The organism is Roseibium sp. SCP15, from assembly GCF_040329435.1.
Lineage (GTDB): Bacteria > Pseudomonadota > Alphaproteobacteria > Rhizobiales > Stappiaceae > Roseibium.
The window spans coordinates 309,356-329,929 of the sequence record NZ_JBDZYI010000002.1 but is presented as its reverse complement, the minus strand read 5'-3'; the positions used below and the strand labels follow the sequence as shown (position 1 = coordinate 329,929).

Sequence of the window (20,574 nt, the reverse complement as noted above, 5' to 3'; positions counted from 1 at the left end):
ACTTCAAGTATTTAACTTATTTATTAGTGTTCTTGACAGGGCTGGGGCCCCCGACTATGGTGCGCGCGGCTTAAGGGGGTGTCCAAGGGCCGGGTCGAAACAGTTTCTAGGTGCGGGGATCAACATGAGTGGCTCTTCGCATAACGACGAAACAAACGGTCCAACCAAGGCGACCTCTGAAGCGGATCTGTCGGAACGGCGGGATCGGCTAAACCGGATGCTAGAGGGGCAGCGTGCGGCGGAAGACGCTGAGCGCAAATCCCAGAAAAGCGATGCACCCGGCTACGCCCAGGCAATGAAACTGTCTTCTGAGTTCATTGCAGGGATTGTGGTTGGAGGCGGTCTGGGCTGGCTCTGCGACCATTGGCTGGGAACGTCACCCTTCGGGTTGATCGTGTTCCTGCTGATTGGGTTTGCTGCGGGTGTTTTGAACGTGCTGAGGGCCGCGGGCGAGGTAGCCCACCCGGAAGCGCGAATAAAGCGCGACGATACGCAGGACGACGGATCTAAGTGAGTTTTCTGCGCGATAACCGCGCCCTGACAAGATTTATGAGCGAAAAAGGCTGACCGGTGGCGAACGATCCGATCTCTCAGTTCAAAATCCAGACACTCTTTCCGATCGAAGTCGGAGGAATGGATTTCTCCTTCACCAACTCTTCGCTCTTCATGGTCTTGACCGTTGCAGCGGCGTCCGCATTTCTGATCTTCTCCACCAGCGGTCGTGGCCTCGTGCCGACCCGCATGCAGTCGCTTTCGGAAATGGCGTATGAGTTTGTGGCGGGGATGCTACGAAGTTCGGCGGGAACCGAAGGAATGCGCTTCTTCCCGCTCGTATTCTCGCTCTTCATGTTTGTCCTGATGGCAAACCTTCTCGGCATGTTCCCGTACTTCTTCACGGTAACCAGCCACATCATCGTCACCTTCGCTCTTGCCATGCTGGTCATCCTGACTGTGACCATCTACGGCCTGATGCGCCACGGGCTGAAGTTTTTCCACCTCTTTGCACCTGCAGGCGTTCCGCCGGTTCTCCTGCTGATCGTTGCACCGATCGAGGTTGTTTCCTTCCTGTCCCGTCCGATCAGTCTCTCTGTTCGTCTGTTTGCGAACATGCTGGCCGGTCACATCACCCTCAAAGTTTTCGCCGGCTTTATCGTCAGCATGGGCGCCGCAGGCGTCGCTGGTGCCGCCGGTGCAATCCTTCCGCTCGGTATGACGGTCGCGCTGACCGCGCTGGAGTTCCTTGTCGCCTTCCTGCAGGCCTACGTCTTCACGGTCCTGACCTGCATGTATCTGAACGACGCCCTTCACCCGTCACACTAAGCAATCCCGCTCTTGCGGCGGCTCAAACCGCCGCTTGGACTTATCTGAAATCTGCATAAACACTACTTAGGAGCACGTGTCATGGAAGCAGAAGCAGCAAAATACATCGGCGCTGGTATCGCATGCCTCGGCATGGGCGGTGCAGCTATCGCACTCGGCACCATCTTCGGTAACTACCTGAACGGCGCTCTGCGCAACCCGACTGCCGCTGACGGTCAGTTCGGTCGTCTGGTTTTCGGCTTCGCCGTTACCGAAGCTCTGGGCATCTTCTCCCTGCTCATCGCTCTTCTCCTGCTCTTCGCCGTCTAATTCTCTAAACTTTAGAGATTTTTGACGCGACTCCGGGGGCGGCGCTCTGCCGCCCGATCGGATTTTGGAGATAGGACATGGCAGGCAACGCCGAACAAACGAACACGGAAGTTCATATTCCGGCGGACGAGCACGGCGCTGGGTTCCCGCCCTTCGACGCAACCACCTATGCTTCTCAGATCCTGTGGCTGGCCATTACCTTTGGCTTTTTCTACTGGATGATGAAGAACGTGGCGGTGCCTCGGATTGCCGGTATCCTGGAAGACCGCAAGGACCGTATTGCCGGTGATCTTTCTGAAGCCAACCGGCTGAAGGACGAAACCGACGCGGCTGTTGCGGCTTACGAGCAGGCTCTGGCCGAAGCGCGGAATAAGGCGCATGGCATTGCCCATGACACGCGGGCCAAGCTTAAGGCTGACCACGAATCTCGCCGCGAGAACGCGGAAGTCGAGCTTGGTGAGAAGCTGAAGGCGGCAGAAGCGCATATTGCCGGGATCAAGACGGAAGCTCTGTCCCAGATCGGTGAAATTGCCGGAGACACCACGACTGCTCTCGTTGAGCAGCTGATTGGTAAGGCTCCGACCAAGACCGATCTGACCAAGGCGCTGAAGTCGGCGATGAACTGAGGAGACCAACATGGACGCTACTTTTTGGGCCCTGGTTGGTCTTATCCTCTTCCTCGCTCTGATCGCCTACATCAAGGTTCCGGCCAAGGTCGGTTCTGCGCTTGATAACCGTGCTGATGACATCCGCAAGGAACTGGAAGAAGCGCGCAAGATGCGTGAAGAAGCCCAGTCTCTTTTGTCTGAGTATCAGCGCAAGCGTCATGAGGCAGAAGGCGAAGCAGAAGCAATCGTCGCTGAAGCGACTGCGGAAGCTGAGCGCCTGACCGCTGAAACCAACCAGGCTCTGGAAGAGATGATCGCCCGCCGCTCCAAGGCTGCGGAAGAAAAGATCGCTCAGGCAGAGACGCAGGCGATTGCGGAAGTTCGTTCCAAGGCAGCAGACATTGCTGTCTCCGCGGCCGAACACATTCTGAGCGCCAAGGTCAAGGACAAGGTTGCCGACGATATTCTTTCCCAGAGCATCGCTCAGGTGAAGGAACGCCTGAACTAAACCGGTTCTGATTTATCCAAGATTTGAAAAGCGGCCTTCAGGGGCCGCTTTTTTATTGCCTCGTCAGGTGTGTGCTGTCTGGTCAGTTGATACATGCCCGAGCGTTCGTCGGCCAGGAGTGAGACAGTCTGCTCATACAGTCGACGCTGACGGGAGATTTGCACCGGTCTCAATGTCCATTTTGCTTCTGCATGATCACCAGCTCAATCTGTTGCTTTGCCAGTCGTCTTCCCGTGATGGAATAGCCGAGTTTCTCGTAGAACGAGATGTTTCGCTCGCTGTCGCTCCCGGTGAACAGCGAAAAATGTCTGGCATGTTCGAACTCGCGTTCGATCGACGACATCAACATTCGTCCGATACCTTGCCCCTGAAATTCGGGCGAAACGAACACACGCCCGATGTCACAGGCACCATCCTGCAGGCGCGCACGGACAGAGCCGGCAAGCTGACCTCCCATCCTTGCCATGAGGATCAGATGGGTGTCGAAGGCGGCGCGCATTTCGTCGAGCGATTCGATAAGCGGATCAATTGTCCAGTTCTGGTAGATTTCAGCTTCGCTCTGATAGGCCAGTATCTGGAGCTCAAGTAGATCTGCAGCGTGATGTATTTCTGCCTTTTGAATTCTCAAGGACACGATCCGGCAATCCCGTTGTGGAGTGCATTATTCCCCCGCCGCAAGCCGCACTGGTTTGAAGGACATCCTATGATGTGGTGTCGGACCGAGCTTTTGCAAAGCTTCCTGATGTTGGGGGACGCCATATCCCTTGTGTTGAGCAAAGCCATAACCGGGCTGGTGTTCCTCGAGCTGAACCATCATCCGGTCCCGGGTGACCTTGGCGACGATGGACGCCGCAGCTATGCACAAGCACCGGCCGTCTCCCTTTACCAGCGCCTGTCCGGTCTGCTTCAGACCTCTGGGAACATCACGGCCATCCACAAGAACGTATTCAGGTGCCAGGGCGAGGCCGTTAACGGCACGGACCATGGCCGAAAGCGTGGCTGTCCGAATGTTTAGCCGGTCGATGGTCTGAGGAGAGGCGCTGGCCGCGCAGACATGTGCGCTCGTGACAATCTGCCCGAAAAGCTCTTCCCGCTTTGCTTCAGTTAGCTTCTTGGAGTCATCAAGCCCTTCGGGAACGTTGTCATAGTCAAGAATGACCGCGGCGGTCACCACCGGACCGGCCCAGGGACCTCGGCCTGCTTCATCGACACCACAGAGCAACCCGTTAAACGATGCCGCGTGCCTGCGCTCCAGATCGAGATCCGGACTGTCGGGGAAGCGCAGGTCGAAAAGAGAGAAACTGTCTGACATGAGGTGCAGCCTGCCGCCAGCGTGGTTCACTCGCAAGCGGGTTCTTCAAAAGAGGCTTAGTTGCACACCGCCTTTTTGCGGTTGGACGAAGTCTTCGGTGTTGAGTTTTTTGCGGCGCAGGTTCAGCCCAAACCTCTTGGCGGCCAGCGAGAATCGTTTTGCGATCTGGTCCGCATAGGGGCCGCGACCGCGCATGCGCTCACCCCATTTGGCGTCATAGTCCTTGCCACCGCGCATTGACCGGATCAGGCTCATCACATGCCGGTAACGATCCGGCCTTTCCCGCAACAGCCAGTCGCGAAAAAGTTCCGACACCTCGAGAGGAAGCCTCAGGAGGATGAAGGCGGCTTCCTGAGCTCCATGTTCGGCTGCCGCCTCAAGAAGAGCTTCAATCTCGCTGTCGGTTAGTGCCGGAATTATGGGGGCCATCATGACCGAAGTTGGAATACCGGCTTCCGACAATGCCTTGATGGCGCCAAGCCGCTTGTGCGGTGCAGAGGCCCTCGGTTCCATTGCGCGGCACAGCTTTTTGTCCAGTGTTGTCACGGAGAGGGCGACCTTGACGAGATTGCGCTCCGCCATGCGCGCAAGAATGTCGATATCCCTTGTGACAAGAGCGGACTTGGTCACGATAGCAACCGGATGGCCGCAATTCTCCAGAGCTTCCAGAATATCCCGCATCAGTTTGTAGCCGCGCTCGAGCGGTTGATACGGATCCGTATTGGTACCGATTGCTATGACGCGTGGCGTGTAGCCGGGTTTGGAGAGTTCTCTTTCCAGCAACTGGGCGGCATTGGGTTTGGCGAAAAGGCGGGTCTCGAAGTCCAGTCCTGGAGACAGGCCCATGAAGGCGTGACTTGGTCTGGCAAAACAGTAGACGCAGCCATGTTCGCATCCCCGATACGGGTTGATCGACCGGTCGAATGACAGGTCCGGCGATTCATTGCGTGTGATAATCGTCCTGGCTTGCTCTTCCTGAACCTGTGTCTTCAACGGCGGCAGGTCTTCAAGGCTGTCCCAGCCATCGTCAAAGCTCTCACGGGATAGCGGCTCGAATCGCCCTGACCTGTTCAATGCAGCGCCGCGACCGCGGCGGCGGTCTTCCTGGAGCCGGGCGTTAGGTGCGACCTGGCTTTCGTCGTGGCAGGGGGGAGTAGCAGTTTGCAGCACGGCGCTCATGAACGTGTTTCGTGTAAGGGTGAGAACATAATGAGAACATTAGTCAAAAACTGCGATCAGACAAGCCCCCTCTCTCGCACTGCAATATTTTTCATGTAAAACTCAGCATCATGATCAGTGTGGTTATTGCGACAGAAAATTCAGAGGCAGAACTCGTACACGCGCTGTCGGCTCTCGTTCCGGCAGCTGCCGAAGGTGTGGTCCGCGAGGTAATCATCGTTGATGCCGGGTCTTCCGACAACACGGAGAAAGTCGCCGATGCTGCGGGATGCGTATGGGCCAGCTGCCCGGGAACATCCCGAAGCGAACGGCTGAACCATGGCGCCTCGATCGCCAGACGTGGCGACTGGCTTTTGTTTCTGAGACCGGAAACGTTGCTGGAAAGCGGCTGGCACCATGAAGCTCAGGCGTTTATCGAGCGGGCCGGGAGAGCGCCCAATGGCCCACAAACCGTCGCCAGCTTCCGTCTTCGCTTCGAGGCATTCGGTTTGAGTGCGCGCATCACCGAAACGGTTGCGGCAGTGCGTTCCCAGTTGCTCGGCATGCCCTATGGCAATCAGGGACTGCTCATCTCGCGTCAGTTCTACAAAAAGCTCGGCGGCCATCGGCTCTTGCCGGAGCTGGAAGATCTGGACATTGCCAAGCGTATCGGTCGCAGCCGACTGGTTTTCTTAAGGGCAGCCGCAGTGTCTTCAGGTGATCCGGAGGAAGAGGGGATGGTGACCCGTTTCCGTCGGACGCTCGCCCGCTTCTGTGTTGGCACCTTGCGAATTCCAGCGCGAGTGGCCGTGAAACTGCACGGGTGACCTCCTAGTATCCATCGTCACCGGATTCAATCTTGACGCAAGCATGCTCTCCGCACAATCTGGAGTGTAGTTTTCGTCATGTCGTTACTCAGCGAGCGAGGTTCGGATGATCCAGAGTTTTGACCATTGTACAATCGCGGTCCGGGATCTCGACGCGGCCCGGTACTTTTTTTCGCTTTTGGGATTTGAAGAGGAAAAGCAGAAGACCACGGTCATCAAAGGAGAGGTCTTTGCCGGATACATGGGCGTGGAAAACCTCGAGGCCGATCACATTACTCTTGTTGTTCCGGGCCTGTCACCGCGCTTTGAAATTCAACTGCTGCACTATCGCAATCCCGAAGTGGTTGTCGACCCGTTGTGTACCCGTCTCGACAAGACCGGTTACAATCACATCTGCTTCAAGGTGAACGACGCCGAGGCGATGGTGGAAAGATTAAAGAGCAACGGTGTCGAAGTGCGCAGCGAGCTCAAGGGTTTTCACGACAGGTTGCTTTACTTCATTACCGGCCCGGAAGGGATCACCATCGAGCTTGCCCAGTGGGGCGTTGAAGGCTGACCGCATCCAGACCTGCTATGCCATGGCTTGGTTCTCCAGGCCCCTGTTGAAATCGACAATCGGTCCCAAGGGTACAATACCGTGCGGATTGCGGGCTTCGCTTTTCGAGTGGTAGCCCTGTCGATAGATCTCCAGCTTTACGGTGTCCGCAACACCCGGCAGCGCATGAAAGCGGCGAGTGTAATTCCAGAGGTTCGGGTAGTCGGTCAGCCGGCGCCTGTTACATTTGAAGGCACTCCAGTAAGCAACATCAAAACGCGCCAGCGTTGGAAACAATCTGACATCGGCCTCGGTGATTTCATCGCCCAACAGCCATTTTCGGTTTTCCAGGGCCCTTTCGATGCGTTCAAGCGCTTCGAAGACGTCGGCAACCGCCTCGTCATACGCTTCCTGGGAGCGTGAGAACCCGGCCCTGTACACCCCGTTGTTCAGCTTCGGATAGATGTAGCTGTTCCAGTCCTCGATCTCTTCACGATGCCGTTCTGGAAAGAAATCGGTTCCAATGCCGGCGATGCCGACGAAGGCATCGTTGAACATACGGATGATTTCAGCGGACTCGTTGCTGACCAGTCTGCCGGTCTGAGTATCCCAGAGAACCGGAACAGTGACACGGCCCGAATAATTATCCGTGCCTGCAGAATAGATCTCGTGGAGGGCGTTTGAATTGCCAAGCGTATCGACATAGCCATCTTCGGGGGCGAACACCCAACCGTCCTCGGTGCGCCTGGGAGCCAATACGGAAATCGGGATGTGCGGTTGCAAACCTTTGAGGGCGCGCATCAGAAGCGTTCGGTGAGCCCAGGGGCAGTTCCAGGCTACATAGAGATGGTAGCGGCCGCTTTCAGCTGAAAAGCCACCCACGCCGGTCGGTCCTGCCGACCCGTCGCTGGTCACCCAATTGCGGATCTGCGCTTTGGAGCGCTCGAAGCGATCATTGGAAATATCACTGCCTTCTGCATCGGAAACCCAGACACCATCGACGAGCAGTCCCATTCCGTCCTCCTTTCAGAGCAATATTGGGTGATCTTGCCATTTCTCAAAGAGGTCGGGTCATCCGGACCGATGCGAACAGGCAATTTCCGGGCAGTTCAATATCGAAAGGCTCGACGCTTTCGAACCCGCAGGCTTTGTAAAATCTTTCACCGTTGAGGGTCGAATAGCAATTGAGTTCCGACAGGCCCGCGCGGGTTGCCTCTTCCAGGCATCGGTCCATCAAGGCCCGCCCGACACCTCTGCCAATATGGTCCGGATCGGTTCCGAAATGCCGGATGTTGCCGTTGTTGACGCTTTCGTTCCTGCCGGTCGGTGAAGTCCTGGTCCAGCCCCCGACGCCGACTATCTTGCCGCCATCGGTTTCCGCAACATAATACGTGCCGGAGGCGAGCAATTCCGGCCTGGCGCTTGCGATTAGCGGCAAGGCCTTTTGAAGTGTTCCCTCATCGTACGCCTCTGCCAACAATGCTGAATAGCTTCTCAGAAGCAGTGCGGAAACGTCTGCTTCATCTTCCGAAACGGCCGGTCTGATGTGGAAGGCGGCCAAGTCAGGCTTCCTGCAATTTGCCACGTTTCAGGTGTTCATCCAGCCGAGGCATGATCTCAACGAAGTTGCAGGGCATGTGCCGGTAGTCCAGTTGCCACTTCAATATGCCGTCCCATGCATCCTTGCAGGCTCCCGGAGATCCCGGCAGCACAAAGATATAGGTTGCCCCAGCAACACCGCCGGTCGCCCGGGACTGAATGGTCGATGTGCCGATCTTGTCGTAGGAGATCCGGTGAAAGACTTCCGAAAAGCCGTCCATCCGTTTTTCAAAGAGCGGTTCCATTGCCTCGGGAGTCACGTCACGCCCGGTGAAACCGGTTCCGCCGGTTGAAATGATCACATCCACGCCCTTGTCCGCAATCCAGCTCCTGACAATCTCCTGGATGGCGGGCACGTCGTCGGTGACAATCTTGCGGTCGGCAACCATGTGGCCGGCCTTTTCGATCCTGTCCTCCAGCGTGTTGCCGGAGCGGTCTTCTTCCAGCGTCCTCGTATCAGAAACGGTCAGGACCGCGATATTGAGAGGAATGAACGGGCGGGTATCATCGATGCGCGACATGAATTGCTCCTTTGTGCCCAACACATAGGCGATAGAGCTCGCTCATTCCAGTGGCATGAACGAGGCACCTGACCGTCAGTCATTGAAATAAAATTACAAAAAATAACAAGATTAGGACACTTGCAATATAGATAGGTCAGTATTATTGACTTAATAATTATCTATCCAATTGCAGACGAGCCAATCATGTCCACCTGGGAAAGTCTCTACGCCAAACGCGCCTCGCGCATGCGTGCGTCGGAAATCCGTGAACTCCTGAAACTGCTCGACCAGCCAGACGTGATTTCCTTTGCTGGCGGAATCCCCGACCCTGCGCTTTTTCCGGCAGAAGCGTTTCAGAAAGCCTATTCAGACATTCTGGGTGGTCCGGATGCGGCAAGAGCGCTGCAATACGGTGTCAGTGAGGGCAGCGTGAGATTGCGGCAATGGATCGTCGACCATATGCGCAAGATGGGCGTTGAGTGCCGATTGGAAAACATCCTGATTACTTCAGGGTCCCAACAGGGGCTCGATTATCTGGGCAAGCTGTTTTTGTCGGAGAACGACACGGCGCTGGTCCAGTGGCCGACCTATCTCGGCGCGGTTCAGGCTTTCAATGCCTACGAACTTCAATATGACCGGCTGGACCCCGGAACCAACCGGACGGCTGAAGACTACCGGGCCAAGGCACGAGAAGCCGGTGGTTCGATCAAATTCGCCTACCTTTCACCGGACTTTGCCAATCCGACAGGATTGACGCTTGATGCGCAAGAACGCCGCCGGGTCCTGTCGCTGGCCGTTGATCTCGGCTGTGCTGTGATCGAAGACGCTCCCTATGAGAGCCTGCGGTACGATGGCGATCCGATCTCCCCGATCCTGGCTCTTGATTGCGAGCTGTCAGGCGGCATTGACAACAGCCGCACGCTCTACTGCGGCAGTTTTTCCAAATCCCTGTCGCCCGGATTGCGTTTGGGGTGGATCTGCGCGGCATCGGAAGTCATCTCACGCCTGGTGCTTATCAAGCAGGCAAGTGACCTGAACACACCGGTCCTGAACCAGGAAGCGATGGCGCGCGTCGCCGAAACCGGGTTCGAATCTCATACGGCGCACACGAACGGGGTCTACAAGGGTCGTCGTGACGCAATGTTGTCAGCGCTGGAAAAACACATGCCGGAGGGTACTCATTGGACAAGGCCGGATGGCGGAATGTTCATTTGGGTAACCTTGCCGGAGCACGTTGATGCAGGAGAACTGCTGGAACACTCTGTGGGAACGGTGAAGGTCGCCTTCGTGCCCGGCAAGGCGTTCCATCCGGACGGCAGCGGCGCCAACACGATGCGTCTCAGCTTCTCCTGTGCGGACTATGAAAAAATAGAAGAAGGTATTTCAAGGCTTGGAAGGTTGATTACAGAAACTGTCACGTCCAAGTTGTAAGCAAAGGACAAAAGGTCTTCGGTTGGTCTGAGTGCTGAGAAAGAGGTGAGGGCGAATGGCGCTGACAGATCAGTTGAATAACTATTGCGAGCGGCTTGGACCCGAATTCTGGTCCGAGCCGTTAAACGCGATCACCAATGCTGCTTTTTTGCTGGCTGCGCTTGCCGCCTTCGCAATCTGGCGCAGGAAAACGCCGGACGATTTTCCCGCACTTCTTCTGATCGCGATCGTCTTTGCGACCGGTGTGGGATCCTTTCTGTTTCACACGTTCGCAACCCGCTGGGCATTGCTCGCCGATGTCATCCCGATTGCACTCTTCATTCACATCTACCTCTTTTTCGCTCTCAAGCGTTTTTTGCAGCTGCCATGGTGGGGGGCGCTTGGCATCGTGATCGCCTTTTTTGCTGCGACGCCGTTCATCGCCGACGCGGTCGAGCCGATTGCAGCATCATCTTCAGGTTACGTGCCGGCCCTGCTGGCGATATTCGTCGTCGGGGCACTCTATTCCCGCAAAAACCAGAAGCTTGGGGCGCAGGTGCTGCTGGCCGGTGTGGTTTTTGCGGTGTCGGTAACCTTCCGCACCTTGGATGAACCGCTGTGCGGGCACATCGAAATCGGAACGCATTTCCTGTGGCATATCCTGAACAGCATCGTGCTGTTCGCACTATTACGGGTTCTCATTTTGCAGCGCGCCGGATAAACCACAGAGACAATTCACGAAATTGCAGGAGTTCAACTATGGTGTCAGCCGGAGCTCTTGCAGCAACAACAAGTGACCTAGCGGAATAGGCAGGAAGACAGGGATAAAAATGAGCGACAGCAACAAGACTGAAAGCGATCTGACCGAAGCCGCCCTGTTTTATCACGAGCATCCAAAGCCCGGTAAACTTGAGATCCAGGCAACCAAGCCTCTCGGCAACCAGCGCGACCTGGCGCTTGCCTATTCTCCCGGTGTTGCAGCTCCCTGTCTTGAAATTGCCGAAGAGCCTGCCAAGGCAGCCAACTATACCTCGCGGGGCAATCTGGTCGCAGTGATTTCCAACGGCACTGCCGTTCTCGGGCTGGGCAACATCGGTCCGCTTGCCTCCAAGCCCGTCATGGAAGGGAAAGCCGTTCTCTTCAAGAAGTTCGCCGGTATCGATGTTTTCGACATCGAAGTGGACGAGACCAATGTCGACAAGTTCGTCGATGCCGTTTCCGTGCTGGAGCCGACCTTTGGCGGCATCAATCTGGAAGACATCAAGGCGCCCGAATGCTTCATGATCGAAGACAAGCTCAGGGAAAGGATGAACATCCCTGTCTTCCACGACGATCAGCATGGCACCGCGATCATCGTCGGCGCCGCCGTCCGCAATGGATTGCAGCTCGCCGGCAAGAAGATTGAAGAAGCCAAGATCGTTGCCTCCGGTGCAGGGGCAGCAGCGCTGGCCTGTCTCAACATGCTGGTTTCCCTCGGTGCGAAGCACGAAAACATCTGGGTCACGGATATTGAAGGCGTTGTCTATGAGGGCCGTGAAGCGCTCATGGATGAGTGGAAAGCGGTCTTTGCCCAGAAGACCGACAAGCGCACCCTGGACGAAGTCATCGATGATGCGGATGTCTTTCTGGGATTGTCCGCTGCCGGTGTTCTGAAACCGGCCATGGTGAAGAAAATGGGCAAGGGACCGTTGATCCTCGCCCTTGCCAATCCGAATCCGGAAATCATGCCGCAAGACGCCAAGGCAGTACGCGACGACGTGGTCATGTGCACCGGCCGGTCGGACTATCCGAACCAGGTGAACAACGTTCTGTGTTTCCCGTTCATCTTCCGTGGTGCTCTGGATGTTGGCGCGACGACGATCAACGAGGAGATGAAGCGGGCAGCGGTTGAGGCGATTGCAGGTCTTGCCCAGGAAGAACCATCTGACGTCGCTGCGCGCGCCTATGGTGGAAAGACCGAAACCTTCGGACCGAACTACCTGATCCCGTCTCCATTCGACCAGCGCCTGATCCTGCGCATTGCACCCGCTGTTGCCAGAGCGGCGATGGAGTCCGGTGTCGCAACCCGCCCGATCACTGACTTCGATGCCTATTATGATCGGTTGAACCGCTTCGTGTTCCGTTCCGGACTGATCATGAAGCCGATCATTCAGAACGCGTCCAAGGACCCCAAACGCATCATTTATGCGGAAGGCGAGGACGAGCGCGTGCTGCGTGCGGCTCAGGTGCTGCTTGAAGACAATATCGCCAAGCCGATCTTGGTAGGCCGTCCGGATGTTCTGAAGGCCCGCTGCGAACGTTTCGGTTTGAAAATCCGTCCGGATGTCGACTTTGAATATGTGAACCCGCAGGACGATCCGCGCTACCGCGACTATGTGGAGGAGTATTTTGAATGTGTTGGCCGCAAGGGCATGCCTCCTAACGCAGCCCGTACCGTGGTTCGAACCAACAGCACCGTGATTTCTGCGCTTGCCGTTCGGCGGGGAGATGCGGATGCGGTCATCTGCGGTCTGGAAGGCCGCTTCATTCGGCACCACCGCGACATCAAGCAAGTCATCGGTGTCTGCGACACCGCTCATGACCTTTCCGCGCTGTCGCTCCTGATCAACAGTCAGGGGGCACTGTTTCTGTCAGACACCTTTGTCACGGAAGATCCGACGGCGGAGGAAATCTCCGAAATGGCCATTCTGGCGGCCAACGAAATCCGGCGGTTCGGTATCGAGCCGAAGATCGCCTTGTTATCCATGTCGAATTTCGGCTCAAGGGACACGGCATCGTCGCGCAAGATGCGTGAAGCTCTGGACATCATCTGGGAGCGTTATCCGGACTTGGAAGCCGATGGCGAAATGCATGGTGATTCCGCATTGAGCACCGTGTTGCGGGACGGAGTGATGCCGAACAGCAAACTCAAAGGGGAGGCGAACCTGTTGCTGTTCCCGAACCTGGATTCGGCCAACATTGCCCATAACCTCCTGAAGGTCGCCACGCGGGCCTTGCATGTCGGGCCGATTTTGCTGGGCACGGCCAAACCTGCACACATCCTGACGCCATCCGTCACCTCCCGAGGGGTGGTCAATATGTCGGCACTGGCCAGCGTCCAGGCCCAGACCCAGGCAGAAGACTAGCTGCTTCAATTTGCGCCTTCATTTTGACAGCGCGGACCGCTAGACCGGTTCGCGCTCGTTCCCCTGTTCAGCAACTGGATGGCAAAAGTGAAATCGCCTGCAGAATGTGTCTGTAAACAAGACATCCGGACCGCAATCGATGCACTGGATGAAGAACTGCTGGAAATCTTTGTTCGCCGGCAGGGCTATGTCCGGCGCATGGCTCAGCTGAAGCAGCACCCGGACGAAGCGTTTGATGGCGAACGGATCGAAACCATGGTGGCCTCCATCAAGGATCGCGCAGAAGCGCTCGGCCTGGAAGGTGAACAGGTTGAAGAAGTCTGGCGTACGCTGATTGCCTGGAACGTTGCCTACGAAAAACGCACAATCGCTGAACGTCTCGCCGCTCAAGGCGCAGACGCGGCCAAAGTCGCGGATTGACAAAAATTAACGTGAAGGCTGCTGTCAGCAGCGGTTTGCTATCCTACGTAAAGGGAAATGCCTGAAGGCGACCTTTTGGATGGAGCCGTTGATGATGACCAGGAAATTCGCTGTTTCGACGATAGCTGCAATTGCGCTCGTTGGATTGGCCGGCACCGGGCAAGCCATTGCCCAATCCTCTGTTCAGCTTGAAACCGTCACCGACGGTCTTTCCTATCCCTGGAGTGTCGCGTTTCTGCCTCAAGGTGGCTACCTGATCACCGAGCGCGACGGACTTCTCAAGTTCGTTTCCGAGGAAGGCGACCAGAGTCTTGTTCCCGGCGTGCCGGAAGTTTTTGCGCAAGGGCAGGGCGGCTTGCTCGATATCGCACTCAGCCCGGATTTTGCGAGCGACGCAACGATATTCATGACCTTTTCCCAAGGCTCGCCGGAAGGGGCGGGAACGTCGTTGTTCCGAGCCAAGCTGGTTGCCGATGAAGGTGGGTATCGTCTTGAGGATGGCAAGACCATCTTTGCTGCAAACAACAAGGGATATGGTGGGCGCCATTTCGGTTCCAGATTGGCGTTTTCACCTGACGGATCGCTTTTCATGACGCTGGGGGATCGTGGGGACGGCCCCAGAGCACAGGACACCGGTGAACATACCGGATCAGTATTGCGACTGACGGCAGATGGCGCGCCGGTCGCTGACAATCCCTTTGTCAATGAGAGCGCCTACAAGCCCGAGATCTGGTCCATCGGTCACCGCAATCCGCAAAGTGCCGCTATTCATCCGGAAACAGGCATTCTCTGGATTGTTGAACACGGTGCGCGGGGCGGTGATGAAATCAACATTCCGGAGGCCGGCAAGAACTATGGCTGGCCGGTGATTTCCTACGGACGTCACTATTCGGGCGGCAAGATTGGCGAAGGGACATCCAAACCCGGAATGGAGCAACCCATTCACTATTGGGATCCTTCGATTGCCCCGTCGGGTATGGCGTTTGTCACCAGTCCCAATTACCCCGACTGGCAAGGCGACCTTCTTGTTGGGGCACTGCGTGGCCAGCACCTTGCCAAGCTTGAGCTTCAGGACGAGAAGATCGTCGCAGAGGAGCAACTTCTTGGCGATCTTGGGGAACGCATTCGCGACGTTCGACAGGGGCCGGACGGCTTCATCTATGTCTTGACGGATAGCGATGATGGCAGCCTGATCCGCCTGGTGCCGTGAGGAGCCTGGGAAAGTGAAGTCGCCTGAGGGTGAATTCTAGAGCCTTTGCTTGACATTCCGGGCCGCGCCGACGATATAGCGCTCTGCAACTGCTGCCGCGTGAGCAGATTGAGCGCCCCGGAAGTTCGAGTATAGCGACTTTCAGAGTGGCCGCTCTGCGATTGCAATGTTTCCGAACCTAATGAGAGGTTCAACCAGTTCCCATGTCACGCGAGGGTCTGGCGGCAAAGAGCCTGACGATTAAGCGAAACGGCTGCCGCAATCCAAAATCAAACTGCATTGGAACTCCAGTGCGGTCTTCCAAGCGTTTTGCTACGCTTGAACCAAGGAATTTAATTTGACCGACTTTCAAAGCCTGGGACTTTCCGACAACCTTTTGCATGCTGTTGCCGAGAACGGCTACGACGCCCCGACCCCGATCCAGTTGAAAGCTATTCCGCTTGTCCTGGAAGGCCGGGACTTGATGGGACTGGCCCAGACCGGAACAGGCAAAACCGCCGCCTTCGGCCTCCCGCTGATTGACAGACTTCTGGATGAGGACAAACGGGCGCAGCCGAAAGGCACGCGGGCACTGATCCTGGCTCCGACACGCGAACTGGTAAATCAGATCGCAAAGAGCCTGATTTCCTTCCTGAAAAAGACGCCACTTCGGGTGACGTCAGTTGTTGGCGGAGTTTCTATCAACGGCCAGATCAAACGCCTTTCCAAGGGCACCGACATTTTGGTGGCGACGCCCGGACGGCTGTTGGACCTGGTTGACCGCCGAGCTGTTGACCTCGGAACGGCAACCTATCTGGTTCTGGATGAGGCTGACCAGATGCTGGACCTCGGCTTCATCCACGCATTGCGCCGGATTTCTGGTCTTGTGAAACAAGATCGCCAGACTTTGTTGTTTTCGGCAACCATGCCGAAACAGATCAACGAATTGGCACAGTCCTACCTCAATGAACCCGTGCGAGTGGAAGTCGCTCCGGCCGGTCGGACAGCGGACAAGATCACCCAGTACGTTCATTTCATGGACCAAAAGGCAAAAGGCGACTTCCTGCTGGAGCAGCTTCAGTCCAAACCGGACGGAATGTCGCTGGTTTTCTGCCGCACCAAGCACGGTGCAGAGCGCCTGATGCGCAAGTTGTCTCAAAGCGGTGTTGCCGCAGGGTCCATTCACGGAAACAAGAGCCAGGGTCAGCGCGATCGCGCGATCCGCGATCTGCGTGAAGGAAAAATCAACGTGCTTGTGGCAACGGATGTTGCCGCGCGCGGGATTGATATTCCGGGCGTCAGCCATGTTTACAATTTTGAGCTGCCGGAAGTTGCGGAAGCGTATGTCCACCGGATCGGGCGGACCGCGAGGGCGGGTGCCGAAGGCGAAGCCGTTGCGCTATGCGCCCCTGAAGAAATCGGTCTGTTCCGGCAGATCGAAAAACTCATCGGCATCGATATCACGATTGCCAGCGGTGACGTTCCGCCAATGTCGGCAGCGACAGGACGCAGCAAACGCGGCGGTAACAATCGCAACGGCAAGCCGGCAGGCAAGAAGCCGTTTCGTAAAGGGGCAGCCTCCGGGGACAACGACAACAGGGCCAATTCCAGGCAACAGCGTCGGCGTCGACCGAACAATCGCAAGAGCGCTGCCTGAGATTTGGCGTCTGGCATTGGCCGGATTGAAAAAAATGCACCGGGAAGTGGCCTTCCCGGTGCCAACCCTGTGGCCGATGGGTATCAGAGCGGCACAAACCTCTCCAACGTTGTTTTTAGAGCCGTCAAACCATTCCGTAACCGCCGCAGTCCGGTTATGATTTCACGATCTCCTTGCCCACAAGGCATCCAGCCGCATATCTACGGCTCGATCTGCTATTCCTGACGAGGACTTGCAAAGGAAGTGCATTTATTTGCAAGGAACGGCAAATATTTGCCGTAAACCTTCCAGGTCGCCCCCGACAAAAGTAAACCTAGATTAACCCTTCGAGGCGCGCAATCACAACTGTGTCGTAATTAGGGCGTATGTGGATAAGTAAAAAATACAACAAAAACAATTGCTTATAAAAATTTTGGCAAATTATCACTTGAAGAGAAGCAAGTAAAAGTTGAATCAACGAGACAGCCAATTCGAGAAGTTCTTATCTTTCAAAGAATTGCGGATTTAATATTATTTTTCTATTGGTGTATAAAAAAATTTTATGAAGTGGAGATCAATACTGTATCAAATCAACGCATTGAAATATTTCAATAAATTTTCAACGCGGGTTCGAATGGCGCGAATGAAGAGCGCAGTTGACTTTACTTGCTCGTTGAAATTGCCCGATCAGCAAAATGTTCTGGCAAACAGAGTACTGATGAAGTCATTTTCCCGGGCTGACATAAGGTCATTTTTTGGGGCCATAATAAAGATTTATCCTGAACATAAACTGATTGACGCTACCGTTAGGTGAGTATATGTCAGCCGCCAGCGAGGATATGGTTAATGATTTTAGACAAACCATCGCCTCCAATAATCCAGATCAAATTCTGGGAATAAAGTGCACGTCGGCTCCATCAGGACCACCGACCCCATACATTTTGCCGTTTTCAAAAAGCGGCGAAGAACTTGTGGCGCGGGCTGTTGCGCAACGGTGAGCGGATGTGCGGCGCGTCTGCCATCCGTTCTTTGTGCAACTGACAACCGCAACAGGCTGGCCCCCCACGATCGCCTGCCTGATACGACCCATCGGCCACAAGACAGCAGCACCGGGAAGGCTTCCTTTTCGGTGCTGCTAGTTTTTTCAAAGATCAGCCTTGCGGCGTCACGATTACGAAGACGTTTGCACCTTGATGAACCACCGGCTGATAATAGACCGTCCCGCACTGGAAATATGAGACGCCACCGCGGATTACCTGCAAGCAGCCGCTGGGCAGGCTGTTGTAATAACGCTCGTGCCGTCGCGAGACACGCCTTGCAGTGCGCCGGGCCGTTCTGCGTGCGGCGCGTCGGGCTTCGCCATTATCCGCTCTTGCTTCCGACGCTGACAATGGACCGGCCAGTCCGGTTGGCAGTGCGGGAACACCCATCGTCATCGCTGTTGCTATCGCGCATGTCATGAAAAGGGATCTTGTCATGGGAACCTCCTTGGGTTGCGTGGGCCTTGCCACAGGAAGGAGGTGATATCTGATGTGCTGCTATGGTTGTTGTTGGGCTGCGATTTGGCCGCAGTTTGATTTTCTCGTGAAAAAACAGCCTCAAAGGTTAAGAAGGTGACAGGTTTGAGTAAACTGTCTGAGCTTGCGCGCCGGAGCGTCCTGAAGGCAAAGTGGGGAGGGCGCTACAAGTTCCTGAGCCGGGGCAAAGAGCATCGGCAGCCGACCAACACACAACTTGTAAAAATTGCCAGAAAAACCGAGATTGCAAGGTAAGGGGGAACACTGCACCCTTCCTCAATGGCCATTTGCTGAACACTTCCGGGCGCCGTATTCAGCCAGTCGAATGCCAGCAAAAGGGCCAAAGTGGCTGAAGCGAAAGCGGCCAAGAGGCACATAGCCCTGCTTCGCGACAAAAGGGAAACGACGACAAACGTCAGAAACGTCACGCCAGCACCGGAAGTTGCGAGAAGTATCACGTCATCGAACTGGGATACTGGACCGTTTTCTGAAGACCAGTCGGGACGGATCTTGTCGCATACTTCTGCGAATGTGAGTGTTGATGACATGAAAAGAGCGGCCGTAGCCGCTCCAATTGCCTTTAGCTTGTCCGTCACACTCACGGTCGATCACATGTTCGGATAGTTCGGTCCGCCAGCGCCTTCCGGCACTGTCCAGGTGATGTTGCCGTTCGGGTCCTTGATGTCGCAGGTCTTGCAGTGGACGCAGTTCTGCGAATTGATCTGGAAACGCGGCGCGTCTTCGCCTTCCTCGACCCACTCGTAAACCCCGGCAGGGCAGTAGCGGTTGGACGGACCTGCAAAGATGTCGTGCTCGGATGTCTTCTGAAGCGCTTCATCCTTGACCTTGAGGTGGATCGGTTGATCCTCTTCATGGTTGGTGTTGGACAGGAAGACAGACGACAGCTTGTCGAAAGAGATCACACCATCGGGCTTCGGATACTCGATCTTCTTGCAGTCTTTCGCAGGTTTCAGGGTTTCAGAATCCCGTTTGCCGTGCTTCATCGTACCGAAGAAGGAGAAGCCGAAGAGCTCATTGGTCCACATGTCCAGGCCACCCAGGCTGATGCCCAGCCAGGTGCCGAATTTGGACCAGAGCGGCTTGGCGTTGCGGACTTTCTTGAGGTCGTCGCCAATCGGGCTGTCACGCCAGGCCGTATCGTAATTGGTCAATTCGGTGTGGGCTTCGCCGCGTCCGATCGCTTCCATGACTTCTTCCGCTGCCATCATGCCGGACAGCATGGCATTGTGAGAGCCCTTGATGCGCGGCACGTTCACCAGACCGGCGGAACAGCCCATCAGCAGACCGCCCGGGAAGGACATCTTTGGAACGGACTGATACCCGCCTTCCGTGATCGCACGTGCGCCATAGGAGATCCGTTTGCCACCTTCAAAGGTGTCACGGATCGCAGGGTGGGTTTTGAACCGTTGGAATTCGTCGAAGGGCGACAGCCAGGGGTTCTCGTAGTTGAGGTGGACCACGAAGCCGACTGCAACCTGATTGTCTTCCAGGTGATAGAGGAAGGAGCCACCACCGGTCTTGCCGTCGAGCGGCCAGCCGAAGGAGTGCTGCACGAGACCCAGCTTGTGTTTCGCCGGATCGATCTGCCAAAGTTCCTTGATACCGATACCGAACTTCGGCACGTCGCTGTCCTTGTCGAGCTGATACTTGTCGATCAACTGCTTGGCCAGCGAGCCGCGCGCGCCTTCTCCGATGAGCGTGTATTTTCCGCGCAGCTCCATGCCGCGGGTAAACATGGCGTTGGGCTTGCCGTCGCGGCCGATGCCCATGTCCCCGGTCGCGACACCGACAACTTTGCCCTCGTCGTCATAAAGAAGTTCTGCTGCTGCAAATCCCGGGTAAATCTCGACGCCGAGCGCTTCCGCCTTTTCCGCCAGCCAACGGCAGACATTGCCGAGCGACACAATGTAGTTGCCATGGTTGTTCATGAGTTTGGGCATGAACATGTTGGGAAGGCGCATGGAGCCAGCAGGTCCAAGGACGAGGAAATGGTCGTCGGTGACGGCCGTCTTGATCGGGGTATCTTCCTCGCGCCATTCCGGCAGCAACCTGTCCAGTGCGATCGGGTCGATCACCGCACCCGAAAGGATGTGCGCGCCGACTTCCGACCCTTTTTCCAGAACCACAACGCTCAGCTCTTCGCCTTTTTCATTTGCGATCTGCTTCAGCCGGATTGCGGCAGCCAGCCCTGCGGGGCCTGCGCCGACGATCACGACATCCACATCCATGCTCTCGCGTTCACCAAGCGCGTCTTGTTCGCTCATAGTCATCTCCCTCTGCCCAATGGGGCTATACCCGTATCGCCTTCTTTGCCCTATTTGGCAGTGCAAAACACGACATTTTTCATCGTTGATTGCGAAATCCGGGCAGTAATTCGTCTTATTGTGGTCAGATAGATCAAAGCAAGGCCTGAGCGTCAAGTGAAATTGATTACGTTTACGTAAGCGTAATCTTGATTTGATTCCTGCATTTGAAATGTGCAAACACACTGGAAAACCTCGCTGAACTGCGCGGCTTTCCGGTCTTGTTCTTGTGCTTCACCGACATCTGGTTAAACTCCGCCACCGGAGGCCGAAC

The 20,574-nt window shown here is 56.0% G+C and carries 21 protein-coding genes; 13 read left to right on the top strand and 8 right to left on the bottom strand.

Translation table 11 applies throughout. The annotated features are described in order from the left end of the window. Positions 1 to 124 precede the first annotated feature (124 nt). The 5 genes from ABLO27_RS08880 to ABLO27_RS08860 all read left to right on the top strand — a co-directional run bounded on the left by ABLO27_RS08880 (position 125) and on the right by ABLO27_RS08860 (position 2,745). Positions 125 to 514: an AtpZ/AtpI family protein gene (locus ABLO27_RS08880; protein ID WP_353032144.1), complete on the top strand. Its 390-nt coding sequence runs from the start codon at positions 125 to 127 to the stop codon at positions 512 to 514. A 56-nt stretch (positions 515 to 570) separates the two neighbouring features. Beyond that, a complete protein-coding gene (locus tag ABLO27_RS08875; RefSeq protein WP_352940116.1) occupies positions 571 to 1,320 on the top strand; it encodes a F0F1 ATP synthase subunit A in 750 nt (249 codons plus the stop codon). Positions 1,321 to 1,401: 81 nt separating this feature from the next. Beyond that, positions 1,402 to 1,629, top strand: coding sequence for a F0F1 ATP synthase subunit C (locus ABLO27_RS08870; RefSeq protein WP_008191441.1), 228 nt, complete (start codon positions 1,402 to 1,404; stop codon positions 1,627 to 1,629). Positions 1,630 to 1,706: 77 nt separating this feature from the next. Continuing rightward, a complete protein-coding gene (locus ABLO27_RS08865) occupies positions 1,707 to 2,255 on the top strand; it encodes a F0F1 ATP synthase subunit B (protein WP_352940115.1) in 549 nt (182 codons plus the stop codon). A 10-nt stretch (positions 2,256 to 2,265) separates the two neighbouring features. Then, positions 2,266 to 2,745: a F0F1 ATP synthase subunit B gene (locus ABLO27_RS08860; RefSeq protein WP_353032142.1), complete on the top strand. Its 480-nt coding sequence runs from the start codon at positions 2,266 to 2,268 to the stop codon at positions 2,743 to 2,745. A 169-nt stretch (positions 2,746 to 2,914) separates the two neighbouring features. Here the strand turns inward: ABLO27_RS08860 and ABLO27_RS08855 are convergent, their stop codons facing one another. Genes ABLO27_RS08855 through ABLO27_RS08845 form a run of 3 tightly spaced genes read right to left on the bottom strand, consistent with a single transcriptional unit; the run spans position 2,915 to position 5,236 of the window. Continuing rightward, positions 2,915 to 3,379 carry a GNAT family N-acetyltransferase gene (locus ABLO27_RS08855; RefSeq protein ID WP_353032141.1) on the bottom strand — a complete coding sequence of 155 codons (465 nt, stop codon included), beginning with the start codon at positions 3,377 to 3,379 and terminating at the stop codon, positions 2,915 to 2,917. A gap of 27 nt (positions 3,380 to 3,406) precedes the next feature. Further along, on the bottom strand, positions 3,407 to 4,057 hold the full coding sequence (locus ABLO27_RS08850; protein ID WP_353032140.1) for a ribonuclease HII: 651 nt from the start codon (positions 4,055 to 4,057) through the stop codon (positions 3,407 to 3,409). Between the two features lie 45 nt (positions 4,058 to 4,102). Continuing rightward, positions 4,103 to 5,236 (bottom strand): PA0069 family radical SAM protein, encoded by a 1,134-nt coding sequence (locus ABLO27_RS08845; protein ID WP_353032138.1) that lies wholly within the window; start codon positions 5,234 to 5,236, stop codon positions 4,103 to 4,105. A 110-nt stretch (positions 5,237 to 5,346) separates the two neighbouring features. Between ABLO27_RS08845 and ABLO27_RS08840 the strand changes: the two genes are divergently transcribed. Both ABLO27_RS08840 and ABLO27_RS08835 read left to right on the top strand, forming a co-directional pair. Then, positions 5,347 to 6,042 (top strand): glycosyltransferase, encoded by a 696-nt coding sequence (locus ABLO27_RS08840; RefSeq protein WP_353032136.1) that lies wholly within the window; start codon positions 5,347 to 5,349, stop codon positions 6,040 to 6,042. 106 nt (positions 6,043 to 6,148) lie between these two features. Then, positions 6,149 to 6,598: a VOC family protein gene (locus tag ABLO27_RS08835; RefSeq protein ID WP_353032135.1), complete on the top strand. Its 450-nt coding sequence runs from the start codon at positions 6,149 to 6,151 to the stop codon at positions 6,596 to 6,598. 15 nt (positions 6,599 to 6,613) lie between these two features. On the opposite strand, the gene ABLO27_RS08830 is transcribed toward ABLO27_RS08835, so the two are convergent. The 3 genes from ABLO27_RS08830 to moaB are packed head-to-tail and all read right to left on the bottom strand — an operon-like array spanning position 6,614 to position 8,697. Continuing rightward, positions 6,614 to 7,591 carry a glutathione S-transferase family protein gene (locus ABLO27_RS08830; protein WP_353032133.1) on the bottom strand — a complete coding sequence of 326 codons (978 nt, stop codon included), beginning with the start codon at positions 7,589 to 7,591 and terminating at the stop codon, positions 6,614 to 6,616. A gap of 43 nt (positions 7,592 to 7,634) precedes the next feature. Continuing rightward, positions 7,635 to 8,138 carry a GNAT family N-acetyltransferase gene (locus ABLO27_RS08825; protein WP_353032131.1) on the bottom strand — a complete coding sequence of 168 codons (504 nt, stop codon included), beginning with the start codon at positions 8,136 to 8,138 and terminating at the stop codon, positions 7,635 to 7,637. A 1-nt stretch (position 8,139) separates the two neighbouring features. After that, on the bottom strand, positions 8,140 to 8,697 hold the full coding sequence (gene moaB, locus ABLO27_RS08820; RefSeq protein ID WP_353032130.1) for a molybdenum cofactor biosynthesis protein B: 558 nt from the start codon (positions 8,695 to 8,697) through the stop codon (positions 8,140 to 8,142). Between the two features lie 186 nt (positions 8,698 to 8,883). Between moaB and ABLO27_RS08815 the strand changes: the two genes are divergently transcribed. From ABLO27_RS08815 to ABLO27_RS08790, 6 genes are all read left to right on the top strand, one after another. Continuing rightward, a complete protein-coding gene (locus ABLO27_RS08815) occupies positions 8,884 to 10,110 on the top strand; it encodes a PLP-dependent aminotransferase family protein (protein ID WP_353032128.1) in 1,227 nt (408 codons plus the stop codon). A gap of 55 nt (positions 10,111 to 10,165) precedes the next feature. Next, entirely contained in the window at positions 10,166 to 10,810 is a 645-nt protein-coding gene (locus ABLO27_RS08810) for a ceramidase domain-containing protein (RefSeq protein ID WP_353032126.1), read from the top strand. Between the two features lie 109 nt (positions 10,811 to 10,919). Further along, a complete protein-coding gene (locus ABLO27_RS08805; protein WP_353032124.1) occupies positions 10,920 to 13,214 on the top strand; it encodes an NADP-dependent malic enzyme in 2,295 nt (764 codons plus the stop codon). Between the two features lie 78 nt (positions 13,215 to 13,292). Beyond that, complete coding sequence (locus ABLO27_RS08800; protein ID WP_353032122.1) at positions 13,293 to 13,634, top strand: chorismate mutase; 342 nt, start codon at positions 13,293 to 13,295, stop codon at positions 13,632 to 13,634. A gap of 94 nt (positions 13,635 to 13,728) precedes the next feature. Then, on the top strand, positions 13,729 to 14,844 hold the full coding sequence (locus ABLO27_RS08795) for a PQQ-dependent sugar dehydrogenase (protein WP_417714779.1): 1,116 nt from the start codon (positions 13,729 to 13,731) through the stop codon (positions 14,842 to 14,844). A 337-nt stretch (positions 14,845 to 15,181) separates the two neighbouring features. Next, entirely contained in the window at positions 15,182 to 16,480 is a 1,299-nt protein-coding gene (locus ABLO27_RS08790) for a DEAD/DEAH box helicase (RefSeq protein WP_353032118.1), read from the top strand. A gap of 1,130 nt (positions 16,481 to 17,610) precedes the next feature. On the opposite strand, the gene ABLO27_RS08785 is transcribed toward ABLO27_RS08790, so the two are convergent. Together ABLO27_RS08785 and ABLO27_RS08780 are read right to left on the bottom strand one after the other, a co-directional pair. Next, on the bottom strand, positions 17,611 to 17,937 hold the full coding sequence (locus tag ABLO27_RS08785) for a hypothetical protein (RefSeq protein WP_353032116.1): 327 nt from the start codon (positions 17,935 to 17,937) through the stop codon (positions 17,611 to 17,613). Positions 17,938 to 18,584: 647 nt separating this feature from the next. Then, positions 18,585 to 20,261 (bottom strand): electron transfer flavoprotein-ubiquinone oxidoreductase, encoded by a 1,677-nt coding sequence (locus tag ABLO27_RS08780; RefSeq protein WP_353032114.1) that lies wholly within the window; start codon positions 20,259 to 20,261, stop codon positions 18,585 to 18,587. Between the last annotated feature and the right edge of the window lie 313 nt (positions 20,262 to 20,574).